Origin of the sequence: Subtercola sp. Z020, from assembly GCF_002931235.1 — a bacterium.
GTDB lineage: Bacteria > Actinomycetota > Actinomycetes > Actinomycetales > Microbacteriaceae > Subtercola.
In genome coordinates, this window is sequence record NZ_PSTT01000009.1 from 99,300 (window position 1) to 115,957 (window position 16,658).

Consider the following 16,658-nt stretch of genomic DNA (forward strand, 5'->3'; position numbering starts at 1 on the left):
TCAGCCTTTCACCGCGCCGGCCATGATGCCCGAGACCAGTTGGCGGCCGGCGAGCACGAAGAGAACGAGAAGGGGGATGGTCGCCAGCACGGCACCGGCGAGCACGATGCTGTAGTCGACGTACTTCGCCGACTGCAGCTGGCTCAGCGCCACCTGCAGGGTGGGGTTCTGCGGTACGACGAGAAGCGGCCAGAGGTAGTCGGTCCATGCGGTCATGAACGTGAAGAGGCCGAGGATCGCCATCGCGGGCCGGGCCGCCGGAATGCCGACGTGCCAGAACGTGGCGATCATGCTGGCGCCGTCGACGCGGGCGGCCTCGATCAGCTCCTCGGGAATGACGTCGACGAGGTACTGGCGCATGAAGAAGACCCCGAACGCCGTCACGAGGGTCGGCACGACCACGGCTCCGAGCGAGCCGGTCCAGCCGAACTGCTTCATCACCATGAAGAGCGGGATGATGCCGAGCTGGGTCGGAACGGCGAGAGTCGCCACGACGAACACCAGCAGCCCCTCACGGCCGCGGAACTTCAGTTTCGCGAAGGAGTAGCCCGCCAGCGTCGAGAAGAAGACGACGCTCACCGTGATGATCGCCGACACCACGACGCTGTTCAGCAGCGACATCCAGAACGGAACGGTGTCCATCACGGCGCCGACGTTCTGCCAGAACAAGCCGCCCGGCAGCAGCGGCGGCCAGGTGTCGGTGAGCACCGAGCTCGGGCTCGAGCCGGCGACGAACGACCAGTAGAGCGGGTACGTGCCGCCGATGAAGAACGCGATCAGCAGGCCGTAGGTCAGAAACCCGGGCCGGCGGTCGATGCCGAGCGGCTTGCGGCTCTTCGGCTGCGGAGCCGCGGGGTCGGCTTCGGCGCGGGGGCGGGTGATGGTGGCAGTCATGAGCGTTTCTCCTCGGCCGCGGCGATGACGGCGAGCGAACCCTGGGCCGCCCGGTCGGTCTTCTGCTGGTTGTGGTCGTTCAAGAGCTTCGTCATTCGGCGCTTCGACACGCGCGCCTCTGTCGACGCGATGCGCCGCGAGACCAAGAAGTTGAGCACGCCGAAGAGCACGATGATGAGAAAGAGCAGCCAGGCGACGGCCGAGGCCTTGCCGAAGTTCTGCCGGTTGAAGGCCAGGTCCCACAGGTAGAGAACGGTGGTCTGGTACTGGCGCTGGGGCCCGCCGGGCGTGGCGGTGGTGGGGTTGAACAGCTTCGGCTCTGTGAAGATCTGCAGGCCGCCGACCGTCGCCGTGATGATGACGAAGATCATGGTGGGGCGGATGCTCGGCAGCGTCATCGAGAAGAACCGACGCACGGCGCCCGCGCCGTCGAGGGCTGCGGACTCGTAGATGTCGCGCGGCACGGCCTGCATCGCGGCGAGCAGGATGAGGGCGTTGTACCCGGTCCAGCGCCAGTTCACCATGGTGGCGATCGCGACGTGCGAGGGGAACGTCTCGGTCTTCCACATCACGGGGTCGAGGTGGAACGACGCGAGCAGGTTGTTGATCAGCCCGTACTTCTCGTCGAATGCGCTCGAGAAGATGAGCGTCACCGCCACCGGGGTGACGACGTAGGGAATCAGAACGCTCATGCGCCAGAAGGTCTTGGCCCTGATGTTCTGGTCGAGAACGGCCGCGATGAGCACGGCTCCGACGAGCTGCGGGATGGCCGAGAGCAGAAAGATGCTGACCGTGTTGAAGAGGCTGTTCCAGAAGAAGGGGTCATTCAGTTCGGCGACGTAGTTGTCGAGACCGATGAAGCCGGCCGGGCCGGTCAGCAGGTTCCACTTGTTGAGCGAGACGACGAAGGTGTAGCCGAGGGGAAAGAGGCCGACGAGGCCGAACAGAATGAAGAAAGGGGCGATGTAGATATAGGGGGAAGCCTTCACGTCGAACCGGCTGAGGCGGTGGCGGAAGGGCTGCTTGTCTTTCGGCGCCCGTCGGGGCGGTGGTGGTGTCGTGGTCGCCGGGGGTGGCGTGAGGGTGGCGGTCATGAACCTTCTCCGATGGATGCCTGGGTGGGGATGCGGCGGCGAGCTGCGCCGCCCTTGGGGGCGGACGGCCGTTCAGGCCGCCCGCCGCGTGAGATGCGCCGCGCTGGGGGCAAGCGGCTGTTCAAGCCGCTTGCCGCGCTCGCTTATTTGTTGACGACGAGCTGGTTCAGCAGCGTGATCGCGTTGTTCCAGGCGGTCGGGCCGTCGGCCTTGCCGGAGTCGATCTCCTGGATCGACGGGCCGAAGACCTGCGACTGGATAACCGAGTCATCCGGACCCTTGTACTGGGCGACGACACCTTTCGAGCGGTCGGCGAGGATCTGGCCGACCGGCGCGTTGTTGAAGAACGTCGAGAGGTCGTTCGTTCCGGTCACCGCAGGCGAGGTCTGGGCCGCCGTGACGCTCGGGAACGTGCCGGCCACTCCGAAGGCCGCAGCCTCGGAGTCGGCGCTGGTCAGGAACGCGGCGAGGTCCGCAGCCTCCTGCGGGTGCTTCGACTGCGTCGGAACGGTCAGGAAGCTGCCGCCCCAGTTCGCCGCGCCGCCGGGGAAGACGTTGGCGAAGTCCCACCCGGTCGCGGCGCTGCCGCCCGCCGAGGTGACCTGGCCCTTGACGACCCCGAGCATCCAGCCCGGGCAGACGAACGTCGAGAACGTTCCGTCGGTGAAGGCCTTGCCCTTGCCCCAGTCCCATGCGGTCTGGTTGGCCGAGAGGCCGGAGGTGGTGGCGGTCGACAGCTTGCCCCAGAGGGCCTTGAGGTCGGCGTTGCCGTCGACGTTCAGGCTGCCGTCGGTCTTGTAGTAGCCCTCCTTCTGCTGGTTCACCATGGCGTTCCAGAGAAAGCCGGACTGGTCGTAGAAGGCCTTGCCCGTGGCGGCGTGGTACTTCTGGCCGACGGCGAAGTAGTCGTCCCAGGTGGCGTTGTCTCCGCCGAACAGGGTGGCGACGGCGTCTCGGTCGGTCGGGAGGCCTGCTGCGGCGAATGCCGCGCTGTTGTAGCAGAGCCCCTCGGGGCCGATGTCGGAACCGTAGCCGATGATGCGGCCGTTCGAGTCGGTGGCCTGCTTCAGCTTCCAGTCGACCCAGCGGTCCTTGATGTCGTTGGCGCCGTACTGGCTGAGGTCGTTGAACTGGTCGGAGACCTGCATCACCGCGCTCAGCCACCCCTCTTCGACGGCCTGCACGTCGGGGAGCCCCGCCCCGGCGGCCTGCTTCGTCTGCCAGTCCGTCTTGGCGTTGTCACCGGTGTCGATGTTGGTTGCCTTGATCGTGATGTTCGGGTGCGCCGCCTCGTACTGCTTGTAGAGGTCGTCGTAGCCCATCGTGTTGAAGGTCGTGACCGTCAGCGTGATGGGATCGGTCGAGCTGCCGGCGGCGGTGCTCGAACCGCCCCCTGAACATCCGGTGGCCAGCAGGGCGAAGGCGGCGGCGCTTGCAACGGCCGCCAGGCCCTTTGTTCGTCGTGAAAACTTCACGGTCACTCCTTTGTGTGCGTTTGAGAGAGCGCTCTCACGACGCGATGAACATCTCATGAGAGCGCTCTCAATGGGATGGGAGTAATCTAAATTCGATTCGGCCCGCTGTCAAGCACCGGTTCTGTGACCGGGGGCAGGGAGGGCGCGGGGGCGGGTCTGCCCTCACCCTGTGAGATGCTCGAATGTCGACCCCGTCGGCCCACGCGCCGCGGTTCGACCGAACGCTGCGCCCATCCATTCGAGGAGTTCCCGCCGTTGAGACGCAGCCCGTTCCGCATCACCACCCTGCTGGCTGTCGCCGCCGTCTCCGCCCTCGCGCTGGCGGGATGCGCGGGCACGAGCACCTCGCCGGGCTCGTCGTCCGGCCCGACCGTCGGCTCGTCGGCCGGCTCGCAGACCATCTCGGCCGACCGCTGCGCGTCGAACAGGGCCGCCGGCACGATCACCTACGTGACCGGGTTCCAGTACCAGTCGTCGGCGTCGATCCTCCCGTTCCTGGCGGCGAAGGAGCTGGGTTACTTCGATGCCCTGTGTCTCACGGTGGAGGTGCAGCCCGGCAGTGGTGACACGGCCGGCAATGCCCAGCTCGTCGCCGCGGGAACGGCGACCGTGACCGATCTGGGGAGCGATTCCGACCTGCTGCTCGCGCAGGCGAACGGTGTCGGCGTGACGGCCGTGGCGACCTACGGCCAGGTGCCGATCACCACGCTGATGACGGGCACCGATGTCACCGACCTGAAGCAGCTGGAGGGCACCACGCTCGGCCAGAAGGGCCAGCTGCCGGCGGAGATCGCGGCGATGCTCGTCGCCGACGGTGTCGACGTCGCGAAGATCAACCAGGTCGTGGTGGGCTACGACCCGACCGTGCTGCCGCGCGGGCAGGTGCAGTCGCTGACGGGGTACAAGTCGAACGAGCCGCTGACCCTGAAGGCCGACGGTGACGCGATCACGGAGTGGAACCCGGAGGACTACGGCATTCCGGGAACGTTCGGCACGGTGGTGGTGAACCCGGCCTTCGCCCTGGCGAACCGCACGGCGACCGAGGACTTTCTGCGGGCGGCCTTCCACGCCTACGGCCACTGCGAGTCGAATGCCGACGAGTGCGTCGGGCTGGCCGCGAAGCTGGCCGGCGGGGGAGACTCGTACGACACCGCCCACAACGTGCAGGTCTGGCAGACCGAGACCGCTCTGGTGGCGGCATCCCGGCCCGCCGGCGCACCACTCGGCGCGCTGAACCCGGAGCTGATGGCGAAGGAGGTCGGCTTTCTCGTCGACAGCGGGCAGCTGGCCACCGCGCCAGACACCGCGACTTTCGTCGACCCGTCGTTCGTCGCCGCGATCTCCTCCGGGTCGGAACTCATCTGGCCGGCGCCCTGACAGCCTGCGAGCCGGCGCCGCCATCGCCGCCTCGCGGGGGGCGCGCGGGCTCGTCGACGACGTGGAGGGGATGATGCCCGGGCCGACGGGGCGCGGCGAAATAGACTGGCGGCATGACGAACCAGAGCGAGAACGCACCGGCGGGCCTGCTGGTCTCGCACCTGCCGACGCTCGAGGTCACGGCGCCGGCCGCGCGGCTGGGTGTCGCCGTCGTGAAGCAGCTGACCGACGTCATCGTGACCGGCGCGCTGGCGCCCGGTGACCTGCTCCCGCCCGAAGCGCAGTTGACGGCCCAGTTCGGCGTGAGCCGAACCATCATCCGCGAGTCGATGAAACGTCTCGACGAGAAGGGCCTCGTCACGGTGGCCCAGGGCTTCGGAACGCGGGTGACCGACCCGACGGAGTGGAACCTCCTCGACCCGGTCGTGCTCAGCGCCCTGATCGAGCACGACGGGGCGCTGCAGATTCTCGATGAGCTCACGCGGGTGCGCGCAGGCCTCGAATCGACGATGGCCGAAGATGCAGCCGCGCTGGCGACGGCCGGGCAGCTCGCCGAACTGCGGGGAGTACTCGACGAGATGCAGGATGCCCTCGACGACCATGAGCGCTTCGACGCGGCCGACCAGCGGTTCCACGCCGCCGTGATGGCGATGTCGGGCGACCGACTGGCACCGAGCATCGCCCGCACCCTCTTCAACCGCGCGTCAGAGAGCGCACGCTTTCACGGGGTCGGCCCCGACGACGCCCGGCAGGTCACGCTCAGTGCGCACCAGCGCATCTTCGACGCGATCGGGCAGGGGGATGCGCCCGCGGCCCGGCGGGAGATGTTCGCGCACATCCAGGGCTCGTGGGAGAGCCGGCGGGCGCCCGACATCCGCCTCTGATCCGGGAGCGAACCCAGACACCGACCCAGGCCGGGCCGGCCGGGCCCGGCCTCAGGCCACGGGAGCCGGCACTAGGCCCGCGTCGGCCAGGGCGACCCAGAGCGCAGCGGGCACCGTCGCCGCGGCCCGGCGCACGTTCGCTGCCGCCTCGGCCGGTGACCGCATCCCGAGCGCCACCGCCTGCACCGCGGGGTGCAGCAGCGGATAGGCGATCGCCGCCGTCGGCAGATCGGTTCCGTGGGCCTCGCAGACGTCGGCGATGGCTTCGGCGCGCTCGATCGCTGCGCGGTCTGCAGCGCGGTACTCCAGGCTCGCGCCCGCAACGGGCCGCGGTGTGGCGAGCAGCCCGGTACCGAACACGCCGACGGCCACGACGGCGACTCCGGCCCGTCGGGCGGGTTCGAGCACGGGCTCGAGTGCATCGTCGGTGAGCAGGCTGTACCGGTTCGCCAACATGATCACGTCGACGGTGCCGTCGTCGATGAACGTCTCGAGCCCGGCCGTGCTGTTGGTGCCGATGCCCACCGCGCCGACCCGGCCGTCGGCCTTCAGCCGGGCGAGAGAGTCGAGGCCCTCCCGGGCGGCACCCGGCCAGGCCTGGTCGGGGTCGTGCACGAGCAGAATGTCGATGTAGTCGAGGCCCAGGCGCTCGAGACTGGAGTCGAGCGAGCGCTCCACCCCGGCGGCGCTGAAGTCCCACTGCCTCGTCTGGTCGCCGGGCACGATGAAGCCGTCGTCGTCGAACTCCCGGGGCTGTTCAGCGGGCACGATCAGCCGCCCGACCTTCGACGAGATGATGAATTCCTTCCGCGGCCGCCCGCGCAGGGCCTCGCCCAGGCGGCGTTCGGCCAGGCCGAGCCCGTAGTGCGGCGCTGTGTCGAAGTACCGGATCCCGAGATCCCAGGCCTCCCGAACGGTGGCCGCCGCATCGTCGTCGCTGATGGCGACACCGTGGTTGCCGAGCGGACCGCCACCGAGGCCGATCCGCGGGGTGTGGGGGCCGAGGCCGTCGAGCAGGGCAGTGAGGTCGGTCACCGGAGGCTCCCATCGGTCGTGTCGGTGTGGTGGTTCCGCAGGGTGCTGTCGGGGCGGTAGCTCCGCAGGGCGGTGCCTTCGAGCAGGTTCTGCCGGGCATCCGGAGCCCAGCCCCAGCCCTCGACCTGGCGGTCGACGATCTGCCGCCAGCCGGCGGCGCCTGCGGCGAGTTCGACGAGCGGCCAGTCCGACCCGAACATCAGGCGGTCGGCTCCGAACGCGTCGACGGCGATGTCGACGAGGCGATCGAGCTCGTCGCGACTCGTCCCCGCGTCGAGCAGGCCGCTCACCCCCGACACCTTCGCGACGGTGTTCGGCTGCCCGGCGAGGGCCCGCAGGCCGTCGCGCCAGGCCACCCTGTCGGGCTCGCCGGGTGCGCCGGTCTCGGCGGGTACGCCGCCGAGGTGGTCGAGCACGAAACGCACGCCGGGGTGCCGGGAGGCGGTCTTCGCGGCGAGCGGCAGCTGCCACCAGCGCACCACGAGATCGAACGCGAGACCGGCCTCACCGAGGTGGTCGAGGCCCACATTCACGTCGGCCCGGCCGAGCCATTCCTCGTCGTCGTCGATGTGCACCAGGTGCCGCACCCCGACGAGGTGCTCACGGTGCGCGGCAGGGATGCCGGCCAGCTGTGCGGGAACGTCCGCCGTCAGATCGAGCCACCCGACGACGCCGAGGATGCGCGGGTCGATTGCCGCCAGCTCCAGGAGCCGCAGGGTCTCAGCGAGGCTGTTCGACGACTGCACGACCACGGCCCGGCTCACGCCGGTCGCATCGAGCATTCCGGCGAGTTCGGCGAGGCCGAAGTCACGGTCGATCGCGCCCATCGTCAGCGGGTCGATCCAGTCCTGCGGGTCGGTCGCGCGGTTCCAGAGGTGCACGTGCGCGTCGATCGCTCCGTTCACGCGAGGTGCCAGGCTTCTTCGAGCGGCTGCCAGAGCGCTCCGGGGTCGGTCTCGGGCACGATGCGCACCTGGCACGGGTCGGTCTTGGTCCACCATTCGCGGGTCACCGGGTCCTCGCCGATGCGCACGAGGTCGGCGGCGTGATCGTCGCCGGTGTACTCGTAGTACGCGAACAGCGTGTTCTCGACGACGAAGATCGAGTAGTTGGTGAAATGGCACTCGCGAAGAGTCTGCTCGACCTGCGGCCAGACGGCCCTGTGCAGGGCGAGGTACTCCTCCCGCAGCTCGGGGCGGACCCCGACGACGAGGGCGTGCCGCTCGACGCCGCTCACCGTCCGGCTCCGGCGAGGTCGCGGTCGGCGACAGGGCGCTCGTCGTCGCGGTCGACCAGGCGGAGCCCCGCGCGCTCGGGGCGCACGTGGGGGCCGGTCAGCACGGCGGCCGGGTTCTCGGCCGTCACCACGCGGATGTGCGACTCGTCGACCTCGATTCCGAGGCCGGGCCTGTCGCCCAGCACGATGCCGCCGTCGGCGAACTCCTGGTCGACGCTGAGGCCGACGGGGAACGACAGATCCTGCACCTCCGACACCAGATGGTTCGGGATCGCGGTGGAGGCGTGGGCGAGCGGGTTGCAGTTGTAGGTCACCGGGCTCACCGGCAGATCGTGCGAGTGCGCGACAGCGGAGACCCGGAGGTAGTTCGTGATGCCCCAGACGTTGCCCACCTGCACGATGTCGAGCGCCTCGGCGTCGAGCAGCGGGCGGAACTGTTCGAGCCCGGTCAGGTTCTCGCCGCTCGCCACACCCGCGCGCACCGCATTGCGGATCGCGCGCATGCCCGCGGCATCCCACCGGCGCACAGGCTCCTCGATCCAGGTCAGGTCGAGGTGGGTCTCGAGTTCGGTGAGGTAGCGGATGGCCTGCGAGCGGTTCCACGACTCGTTGACGTCGAGCATCATCGCGGGTCGCGGGGCATTCCGCCGCAGGATGTCGCGCACGCCGAGCAGGCGGGGGAGGTCGTGGTCGAGGTCGCGCCCGCCCTTGATCTTCGCCGACGAGAAGCCGCGGTCGGCGAACCGTTCGTAGAGGTCGATCAGGGCGGTGTCGTCGAGGGCTATCTCGAGGCCCGAGGCGTAGCCGCGCACGAAGCGGTCCCGCCCGCCGAGGGTTCGCCAGAGCGGTTCGTCTGCGAGCTTCGCCTTCAGGTCCCACAGGGCCATGTCGATCGCGCCGATGGCACCGAACACCGAGCCGGCGTGACCGACCTTGAAGGTGCGGGCGAGCATCCGGTCGTAGAGAGCCGTGACGGCGCGCGGGTCTTCGCCCTCGACCGCCCCGAACACCCGGTCGATGTCACCGTGGGCGCCGAGGCCGACGCCTTCGATTCCCTCGTCGGTCTCGAGGATGAGCACGTGCACGGGGGTCTGGTGGCCGGGCATCACGCCGTTGGCGTCGCCGGTGCGGCGTTCCCAGTTGTGCATCGTTACCAGGCTGCGGTAGCCGGTGATCTTCATGAAAACTCCTTCGGCGAACGGGTCGCGGTCATTCTTTGGTTCCGCCGGCCGTCATCCCCGAGACGAGGAAGCGCTGTGAGAACAGGAAGATGATCAGAACAGGCAGAACCGACACCACGGTCGCCAGGGCGAGAGTGGGCAGCTGCACCGACTGGGCACCCGCGGAGCTCGGGTTGAACGCCGGGGTCGATGCGAGCAGCGAGGTCAGGCCGACCTGGATCGGGTACGAGTTGCTCGAGGGCAGCATCACGAACGGCAGGAAGAAGTTGTTCCAGTTCTGCACGAAGCTGAAGAATCCCACGAGGGCGACGATCGGGGTGGCGAGCGGGAGGGCGATCCGGGTGAAGACCTGGAACTCGCCGCAGCCGTCGAGTCTCGCCGCAGCCAGCAGATCCTGCGGGATGCTCGTCGAGAAGTAGATGTAGGTGAGGTAGACGCCGAAGGGGAAGAACGACATCGGCAGAATCACACTCAGCGGGCTGCCGATCAGGCCGACGGTGTTGAGTTCGAGGAAGATCGGCAGAACGAGCGCGGTGCTCGGCATCAGCATCAGCACGAGGGTCAGCACCAGCATCGCCCGGCGCAGCTTGAACTCCGTCAGGGCGAGGGCGTAGCCGGCCGGGATGCTCGCGACCAGGGTGATGACGAGGGCGCCGACGGTGTAGACCGTCGAGTTGCCGATCCACGTCGCGACGGCTCCGTCCTGATAGCCGATCAGCTGAGTGACATTCGTCATCAGGCCGTCGAACGTGCCCGGCAGGAACGGGTTGATCGTGACGAGGTCGCGCCCGGTTTTGGTCGTCGCAAGCAGCAGCCAGATGATCGGGATGGCGAAGAAGAGCACGAAGGCGACGAGAACGACGCCGATGACGGTTCGCGCGGTCCAGCCGCGCGCTCCGACCTTGCGGCCGGGGCTCTGGAGGTTGGTGGCTGTCATGTCCTATTCCGTATCGAAGAGTCCGCCGCGCGTCACGAAGACGGTCGACAGCACGAGGGCCACCACGAGCAGCAGCAGGGAGATGGCGGCGGCGCCATTGAAGTTGTTCTGCTGGAACGCGTACTGGTAGGCGAGTTGGTTCAGCGAGTAGTCGTTGGGCACGACCGCATTGCTGGCCTGCGAGAGCAGCTGGGGCTCGACGAAGAGCTGCGTTCCGGCCGCCAGCGACATCACGCCCATGTAGGCGATCCACTTGCGCAGCAGGGGGATCTGGATGCGCGTGGCGATCTGCAGCGTGCTCGCGCCGTCGATGCGCGCCGCCTCCATCACCTCGGCGCTGATGTTGTTCAGCGCGCCGTACATGATGACGATCCAGCCGCCCGCCCCCGTCCAGAAGGCGATGATGGCGAACACCGGCGGGAGGTTGCCCGGCACGATGACCTGCACGAAGCTTTGGAAGCCGAGGAGGTTCAGCAGCCCGCTGACCGGGCTCGACGTCGGGTCGAGCACGAACAGCCAGAGCAGAACGGAGGATGCCCCCGCCAGTGCGCCGGGCAGGTAGAACACGAAGCGCAGCGTCGTGCTCAGCCAGCGCACGCGGATCGCATGCACCACGATGGCGAGCAGGGTCACGAGCAGCACGAGCGAGACGAGCCAGATGACCAGGTACACCGCGACGTGCACGACAGCCGGCCAGAACCGGAAGTCGGCGATCACCTGCGTGAAGTTGTCGACCCCCGCGAAGTCGCCCGCACCGTTCGTGAAGGCGAGAACCACGGCGTAGAGCGCCGGGAAGATTCCGAACGCCAGGGTGAGCAGGAGGTACGGCGAGAGAAAGACGTACGACATCGTCGAACGCTTCTTGCCGGGTCGTGCGGACTCAGGGGAGGCCCCGGCCGAAGCCCGCCGGCGCGTTGCCACGCCGGCGGGCTTCGGTGTCGAGAGGGCGGGAACCGTCATTTGACGGTGTACCCGTCGACCTGGGCCTGGTTCTTGATCGCATCCTGCCAGGTGGGCAGAAGGTCGGCGATCGACTGGCCGCCGGCGATCGCCGGTGTGATGGTCTTCGCCCAGATGGCCTCCTGGCTGAAGATTCCCGAACCCCAGCCGGTCCAGATCTGCGAGCCGGCCTCGACGAGCGGCTGCAGCGAGGTACCGAAGTAGCCGCTCGCCTCCTGCTTGGCGACCCACTTCGTGGCTGCCGGAGCGTAGGCCGGGTAACCGGGTGCCTTTTCGACCTGGTAGTCATCGGCGGTCGTGGCGAACTCGGCAAAGGTGGCCGCTGCGGCGAGGTTGGCGGAGTGGCTGCTGATGAACCAGGTGCCACCGCCCACGTTGCCGGTCACCGCATCGGAACCCTGCCAGGGCAGCGGAGCGGCGACGCCGAGCTCACCGGCGGGAACGTTCAGGGAGTTGGGGTTGTTGAAGATCGCCCCGGCGTACCAGGCCGGGCCGGCCAGCATGAGCACCTTGCCGGTGTACTGCTGCAGGAACTCGGGCGTGAACACGCTCACGTTCGGAACGGTGCCGTTGGCGCGCAGGTCGTCGAGCATCTTGGCTGCGCGGGTGCACTCGTCGCTGCTGGTGTTGACGGTGACCTCGCGCGGGCCCGTCACGTCGTTGGCCTGGCACTGGCTCGCCCAGAAGTACACCTCGGGGGTCCAGGCGTCGCCGGCGGTGCCGATGATGTAGCCCGGGTGCTCTGCGGCCACCTTCTTGCCGAGGGCCTCGTACTCCTCCCACGTGGTGGGCATGGTGTAGCCGAACTGCGTCATGAGGGACTGGTTGTACCAGAGCACGCTCTGCGCGAGGTCGTTGCGCAGGCAGTACACCTTGCCGTCGACCGTGCAGGGGTTCAACGACCCCTCGGTGAAGTTCGAGAGGGTGTCGGAGGGAACGAGCCCCTTGTCGAGCTGGGCTGCGAAGGCCTGCTTGCCGTTCGAGGCCTGGCTGGCCCACGACGCGTCGTTGTTCTGCGACGAGAAGACGACATCGGGCCAGCCGCTGCCGGCACGGTCGAACAGCTGCATCTTGGTGCGGAAGGAGTTCGAGCCGTTGGCCGAGCCGTCGTAGGAGACGGCATCGACGGCGATCTCGGGGTGTGCCGCCTCGAAGGCGTCGACGACGGCCTGGCGGTCGGAGTCGACCCACACCGTGATCTTGGCCGAGGTGTTCTGGGCGACCTGGGGAAAACCGAACTCGCCGTCGGCGGTCGACGACGAGGAGCCGCTGCACCCGGCGGTGCTGAGCACGACAGCGGTGATGGCCGTCGCTCCGAGTGTGAACACGGCCCGTCGCCGGGTTCGGGTCTTACCAAACAGTGGGAACATCGATGTCCTTCATTCTGTCGACTTCATTGACGACCATGCGCGTCAGAGCGACCATAACCGATAGCTGGAGCGATATCAACCGCTTAGTGGAGCAAATGGCCGAAAAATGGATGTCATTCATTTTGGTGGGAAAAGAGCTCGTCCCCGACGCTCTGCGTGCGAGAATCTGTCTAGAGAGCTTGGAGGAGCAACTGTGGCATCTGGCCAGGACTATCGGCCCGCGTACGAGCGGGTGGTCGACGAGATCATCGTTCTCATTTCGAGCCGCGACCTCAAGCCGGGCGATCGTCTGCCGACGGAATCCGAGCTCGCCGCCGAGCTCGGAACCAGCCAGCGCACCGTGCGCGACGCTCTGAAAATGCTCTCGGCCATCGGCCGGGTCAAGGCCGAACGCGGCCGAGGACTGTTCGTCGGCCGCGGTACCGAATCCCTGCGCGGAGCGCATCCCGTGCCGTTCCGCCCCACCGACATGGACCAGATCGCCGCCCTCTTCCGTTTTCGCGCGGTGCAGGAGCGGGAGGCGGCCAGGCTGGCCGCGTCGCACGCCGCGCCCATGGAGGTGCGCGCGCTCGAAGACGCGGTGGAACTCGGCCGGGAGTCGGCGGGGCGCCGCGACTGGACGGCGTTCACGCGCTCCGACGAGCGCTTCCACACCGCCCTCGCCGAGAGCTCCCACAACATCTTCTTCGTCGATGCGGTGGTGCGCATCCGCGAGCTGCAGGCCCAGGTGAGCTTTCTCGAACTGGGCCAGGACGTGACAGACGCCGAGCGCGCCATCCGCGAGCACTCGGAGATTCTCGAGGCGATCCGTGACGGCGACTCCGAGCTGGCTGGCGAGCGGGCAGCGCACCACGTGCGCCGGTCGCTCGAGGACTACCGGTTCGAGATCGAACGCCGCCTGCTCGCACTGAACGAGACCGCCTGACCCGGGGTGGGCCAGACGGTCTCGTCTGCTTCAGTGAGGCGCTACTTCGAGCAACTCACCCCCGCGTACGCGAGCTGGTAGACGGTGTAGTACCCCTTACCGTTCACGTACTTGTAGGTGGCGACGGTGCCCGTGCCGGCGGCGAGTTCCGTTCCGGTTCCGGCGAAGGTGAGGTACTTCGACGCACCGGGCGCGAGCCCTGACACCTTCACCTCGCCGAGACCGGTGGTCACCCGGGCATCCACCTTCACGGCTTCCTTGTTCATCACGTACACCGCCAGCGACGGTGCACCGTTGATGCACTGGGTCTTGGCGGAGACGGACACTCCCACGTCGGAGCCGCCCGCGGGGAACCCGAGGGTGACCGGCGCGCTCGGAGCCGATGCCGCCGAGGTGCCGAAGGCGTTCTGCGCCGTCACCGTGAAGGTGTAGGCGCTGCCGTTCGTGAGCCCCTCGATGCGGCAGCTCGAGGCGGGAGCCGCCACCGTGCAGCTCGCGCCGCCCGGTGTTACGGTCGCCGTGTAGCCGGTGATGGGCGAGCCACCGTCGGCGCCGGGCTGCCAGCTGACCTTGGCGGCCTTGTCGCCGAGCCCCACGGAGGGTGCCGCGGGCGCTGCCGGAGCAGTGGCTGCCGTCACGGCGAAGGCGTCGAACTGGTTGATCGCCGACTGGCTGACGTCGTGCGAGGTGGAGAAGATCCCCGCGTCCTGCGTGGCGGCAGCCGACGAGAGAGTGACCGGCGAGCCGATGGCGGTGTAGTTCGACCCGTCGTAGGAGTACGACGCGGTGAACGCGGTGCCTGCCCGGGCCAGCTTGACCCAGATCGGACGGTAGATGTCGACGTTCGCCTTGGCCTCGGATTCGAGGAACCCGTCACCGTTGGCATCCCACTCGAAGACGACGCCGTTGCGGGCGGTCACGGCGACGACCGCGTAGCCGGCGGAGGAGCCGGCCTTGGTCATGTCGTTCCGCACCATCACGCCGGACTTCGCCGAACCGTTGGCATCGTTCACCGAGACGACCCTGGTCGACACGCTCGAGAGCGCATTCACCGAGCCTGCCTTATAGATCGAGCCGAACTGGTCCGCCTTGGTCGATCCGGCGCTCCAGATGTCGGCGCCTGCCGCGGCGATGCCGAAGCTGGTGCCGCTCTGCCGGAACACCGAGTTCACAGCCGACGCTCCCGTGGTGCTGAAGTCGCTGCTCACGGGCGCATCGGTCGGGCACTGGCTGAAGCCGAACTGGTTCGCGTTCAGCGAGGTGCGGTACTCCGGTGCCACACCCGAGGCGCAGATCACGTCGAGGGCGCCCTGCGGCCAGGCCGCACCCGTCACCTTCACGTTGTTCGTGAGGGTGTTGTTGTGCGCTGCGGCGTTCGGGGCCGAGACCCCGCCGGAGTTGTACCAGTTGTTGCGGATCACGTTGTCGCTGGTGTTGTTGCGGTTGCTGTAGGCGTTCGTGAAGACGAACGACCCTCCCGACACCACATTGTTCTCGTAGACCATCGACCGCGAACCCTCGTCGAGGTAGAGCCCGACGCCCGAGATGTTGAACAGGTAGTTCTTGTCCACCACGCCACCCGGGTTCGCCGAGAGGTTGTAGACAGAGCCGCCGTCGGCGAAGCGCGCCTTCGTGTTGTGCACGAGGTTGCCCTCGACCTTCGTGTTCTTCAGCGTCGTCGGCGTCGTGTAGAGCGTGTTCCACTTGTAGTACCCGCGGTCGACGTAGTCGTTCGACCCGCCCGCGTCGTTCGTGCCCCAGCCGAAGCCGGTGTCGATGCCGTCGTAGGGAACGTTCGACACCTCGTTGTGCAGGATGCTCGCGTTCGTGACGTACGTGCTCAGAATGCCGCTGTTGTCTTTGTAGTCGACAGCGACGCGGTTGATGGTGTTGTTCTGGATGAGGATGTCCTGGTTGGTCATCCGCGGGTCGCTCGGGTGGTGCGCGTCGGGCAGTACGCCGCCCACCGCGATGCCGTGGCCACTGGTCTCTGTGAACCGGTTGCCGACGATCTGCACGCTGCTCGCACCGAGACCGACACCCGTCGTCGTCGCGTTGGCGTCGTTGCCGACACCCAGCGCCGACTGGCCGAGGTTCGTGAAGGTGTTGCCGGTGAACGAGATGCGGCTGGCAGCCGACACCTGCACAGCGGCAGGCTCCTGGTACCACTGGGTGCGGGCCCGCTCGAAGGCCTCGCAGCCACGCGAGCAGCTGCTGAAGGCGTCTGCCGGGCGGTAGTCGTAGGTGCCCTTCAGAAAGGTGCCGTTCTGCTGGTCGGCGTACCCGTCGGTCGACGGGCCGAGCCACGATGTGCCCGAGAACTGCAGCCCCGAGAAGGCGAGTCCCGAGACCGGCTTGTCGTAGGTGCCGCCGATGTCGACGAGCGACTGCATGCGGGGCAGCTCGATGTCGAGCTGGTTCGGGTCGACGTTGTCGGCCGGCTTGTAGTACAGCTTGCCGCCGGTCGGGTCGATGTACCACTGGTTCGTCTGGGTCAGAAAGCTGAGCGAGTTGTCGAGATACCAGCTCGGCCCGGCGAGGAACGAGTTCTGAACCGTGTCGTAACCCCAGGTGTTGTTGTTCCAGATGGGTTGCACCATCGAGATGGCGGTGGCGCTGATGCTCTGCACCGGCGAATACCTGTTCGTGAAGTCGCCGAGCGACTCGAACTCGATGCGGCCCTGGTCGGGCAGGGTCGCGAGGTAGGCCAGGGAGGGGTTGTTGATGGTGATGCCCGTGGCGGTCGGCGTGACATCCGCATTGTTCAGGCGGAGGGATGCGCGCGGCGCGATGACACCGTTGACGTAGAGCTGCCGGGTGTCGACGCCCGTGGGGGTGTCGGCGACCCAGATGCCGGCGCCCGCGTCGGACTTCGACCAGGTCGCGACATCCGACGAACCGGAGATGACGGGATGGGCGCCGGGAGCGGCCGCCCAGGTGACCGTGTGGCTGCCGCCGCCGTCGGTGTCGTCGAAGCGGAGCGGTGCGCTGAGGCGGTACGTTCCGTCGGCGAGTTGCACGGAGACGTCGCTCTGCTTTGCGTCGGCGCGCACGACCTGCTGCAGGTGTTCGAGCGAGCACGGCTGGGACTGGCTGCACTGGCCGGAACCGGAACCGGTGGGGGAGCCGTAGTAGGTCGGCGTCGATGCGGCCTGAGCGCTCAGAGGGGTGAGCGTTGCCGCGAGGAGGGCACTGCCGCCGAGCAGAGTGAGCAGCGCGCCTCGGCGCCTGCCCCTCCCGCTTGATGGCGATTCGTCGAGCTGGGATCTCATCACTGCGTCCTTTCGGA

General features: G+C 67.9%; 14 protein-coding genes. 3 read left to right on the forward strand and 11 right to left on the reverse strand.

The features are described from left to right. The 3 genes from C5B96_RS01370 to C5B96_RS01380 form a co-directional block, all read right to left on the reverse strand. Window positions 1-894 (reverse strand): carbohydrate ABC transporter permease, encoded by an 894-nt coding sequence (locus C5B96_RS01370; RefSeq protein ID WP_104242175.1) that lies wholly within the window; start codon window positions 892-894, stop codon window positions 1-3. Beyond that, a complete protein-coding gene (locus C5B96_RS01375) occupies window positions 891-1,988 on the reverse strand; it encodes a carbohydrate ABC transporter permease (RefSeq protein ID WP_104242177.1) in 1,098 nt (365 codons plus the stop codon). The genes C5B96_RS01370 and C5B96_RS01375 overlap by 4 nt, the downstream gene beginning before the upstream one ends. A 143-nt stretch (window positions 1,989-2,131) precedes the next feature. Continuing rightward, window positions 2,132-3,463, reverse strand: coding sequence for an ABC transporter substrate-binding protein (locus C5B96_RS01380; protein WP_104242333.1), 1,332 nt, complete (start codon window positions 3,461-3,463; stop codon window positions 2,132-2,134). A 255-nt stretch (window positions 3,464-3,718) separates the two neighbouring features. Here C5B96_RS01380 and C5B96_RS01385 point away from each other — a divergent pair, with 255 nt between their 5' ends. Further along, complete coding sequence (locus C5B96_RS01385; RefSeq protein ID WP_233188923.1) at window positions 3,719-4,840, forward strand: ABC transporter substrate-binding protein; 1,122 nt, start codon at window positions 3,719-3,721, stop codon at window positions 4,838-4,840. A 113-nt stretch (window positions 4,841-4,953) separates the two neighbouring features. Continuing rightward, window positions 4,954-5,724, forward strand: coding sequence for a FadR/GntR family transcriptional regulator (locus tag C5B96_RS01390; protein ID WP_104242181.1), 771 nt, complete (start codon window positions 4,954-4,956; stop codon window positions 5,722-5,724). A 51-nt stretch (window positions 5,725-5,775) separates the two neighbouring features. Here the strand turns inward: C5B96_RS01390 and C5B96_RS01395 are convergent, their stop codons facing one another. The 7 genes from C5B96_RS01395 to C5B96_RS01425 form a co-directional block, all read right to left on the reverse strand. Further along, on the reverse strand, window positions 5,776-6,759 hold the full coding sequence (locus C5B96_RS01395) for an aldo/keto reductase (RefSeq protein ID WP_104242183.1): 984 nt from the start codon (window positions 6,757-6,759) through the stop codon (window positions 5,776-5,778). Then, entirely contained in the window at window positions 6,756-7,664 is a 909-nt protein-coding gene (locus C5B96_RS01400; protein WP_199176516.1) for an amidohydrolase, read from the reverse strand. The genes C5B96_RS01395 and C5B96_RS01400 overlap by 4 nt, the downstream gene beginning before the upstream one ends. Then, window positions 7,661-7,996 carry an L-rhamnose mutarotase gene (locus tag C5B96_RS01405; protein WP_104242188.1) on the reverse strand — a complete coding sequence of 112 codons (336 nt, stop codon included), beginning with the start codon at window positions 7,994-7,996 and terminating at the stop codon, window positions 7,661-7,663. The genes C5B96_RS01400 and C5B96_RS01405 overlap by 4 nt, the downstream gene beginning before the upstream one ends. After that, window positions 7,993-9,177: a mandelate racemase/muconate lactonizing enzyme family protein gene (locus C5B96_RS01410; protein ID WP_104242190.1), complete on the reverse strand. Its 1,185-nt coding sequence runs from the start codon at window positions 9,175-9,177 to the stop codon at window positions 7,993-7,995. Before C5B96_RS01410 ends, C5B96_RS01405 begins: the two co-directional genes overlap by 4 nt. Before the next feature lie 28 nt (window positions 9,178-9,205). After that, a complete protein-coding gene (locus C5B96_RS01415; RefSeq protein ID WP_104242192.1) occupies window positions 9,206-10,114 on the reverse strand; it encodes a carbohydrate ABC transporter permease in 909 nt (302 codons plus the stop codon). Window positions 10,115-10,117: 3 nt separating this feature from the next. Further along, window positions 10,118-10,963, reverse strand: a complete 846-nt coding sequence (locus tag C5B96_RS01420) for a carbohydrate ABC transporter permease (protein WP_233188924.1) — start codon at window positions 10,961-10,963, stop codon at window positions 10,118-10,120. 107 nt (window positions 10,964-11,070) lie between these two features. Beyond that, window positions 11,071-12,402 carry an ABC transporter substrate-binding protein gene (locus C5B96_RS01425; RefSeq protein ID WP_233188925.1) on the reverse strand — a complete coding sequence of 444 codons (1,332 nt, stop codon included), beginning with the start codon at window positions 12,400-12,402 and terminating at the stop codon, window positions 11,071-11,073. A 235-nt stretch (window positions 12,403-12,637) separates the two neighbouring features. Here C5B96_RS01425 and C5B96_RS01430 point away from each other — a divergent pair, with 235 nt between their 5' ends. Then, window positions 12,638-13,369 (forward strand): FadR/GntR family transcriptional regulator, encoded by a 732-nt coding sequence (locus C5B96_RS01430; protein ID WP_158507096.1) that lies wholly within the window; start codon window positions 12,638-12,640, stop codon window positions 13,367-13,369. A gap of 41 nt (window positions 13,370-13,410) precedes the next feature. On the opposite strand, the gene C5B96_RS01435 is transcribed toward C5B96_RS01430, so the two are convergent. After that, window positions 13,411-16,641 carry a fibronectin type III domain-containing protein gene (locus tag C5B96_RS01435; RefSeq protein WP_104242201.1) on the reverse strand — a complete coding sequence of 1,077 codons (3,231 nt, stop codon included), beginning with the start codon at window positions 16,639-16,641 and terminating at the stop codon, window positions 13,411-13,413. Between the last annotated feature and the right edge of the window lie 17 nt (window positions 16,642-16,658).

Excerpts from the sequence above, each read along its gene's own strand:
- C5B96_RS01370 (WP_104242175.1), bottom strand. The coding sequence starts at position 894 with ATGACTGCCACCATCACCCGCCCCCGCGCCGAAGCCGACCCCGCGGCT.
- C5B96_RS01375 (WP_104242177.1), bottom strand. The coding sequence starts at position 1,988 with ATGACCGCCACCCTCACGCCACCCCCGGCGACCACGACACCACCACCG.
- C5B96_RS01390 (WP_104242181.1), top strand. The coding sequence starts at position 4,954 with ATGACGAACCAGAGCGAGAACGCACCGGCGGGCCTGCTGGTCTCGCAC.
- C5B96_RS01410 (WP_104242190.1), bottom strand. The coding sequence starts at position 9,177 with ATGAAGATCACCGGCTACCGCAGCCTGGTAACGATGCACAACTGGGAA.
- C5B96_RS01415 (WP_104242192.1), bottom strand. The coding sequence starts at position 10,114 with ATGACAGCCACCAACCTCCAGAGCCCCGGCCGCAAGGTCGGAGCGCGC.
- C5B96_RS01420 (WP_233188924.1), bottom strand. The coding sequence starts at position 10,963 with ATGTCGTACGTCTTTCTCTCGCCGTACCTCCTGCTCACCCTGGCGTTC.
- C5B96_RS01435 (WP_104242201.1), bottom strand. The coding sequence starts at position 16,641 with ATGAGATCCCAGCTCGACGAATCGCCATCAAGCGGGAGGGGCAGGCGC.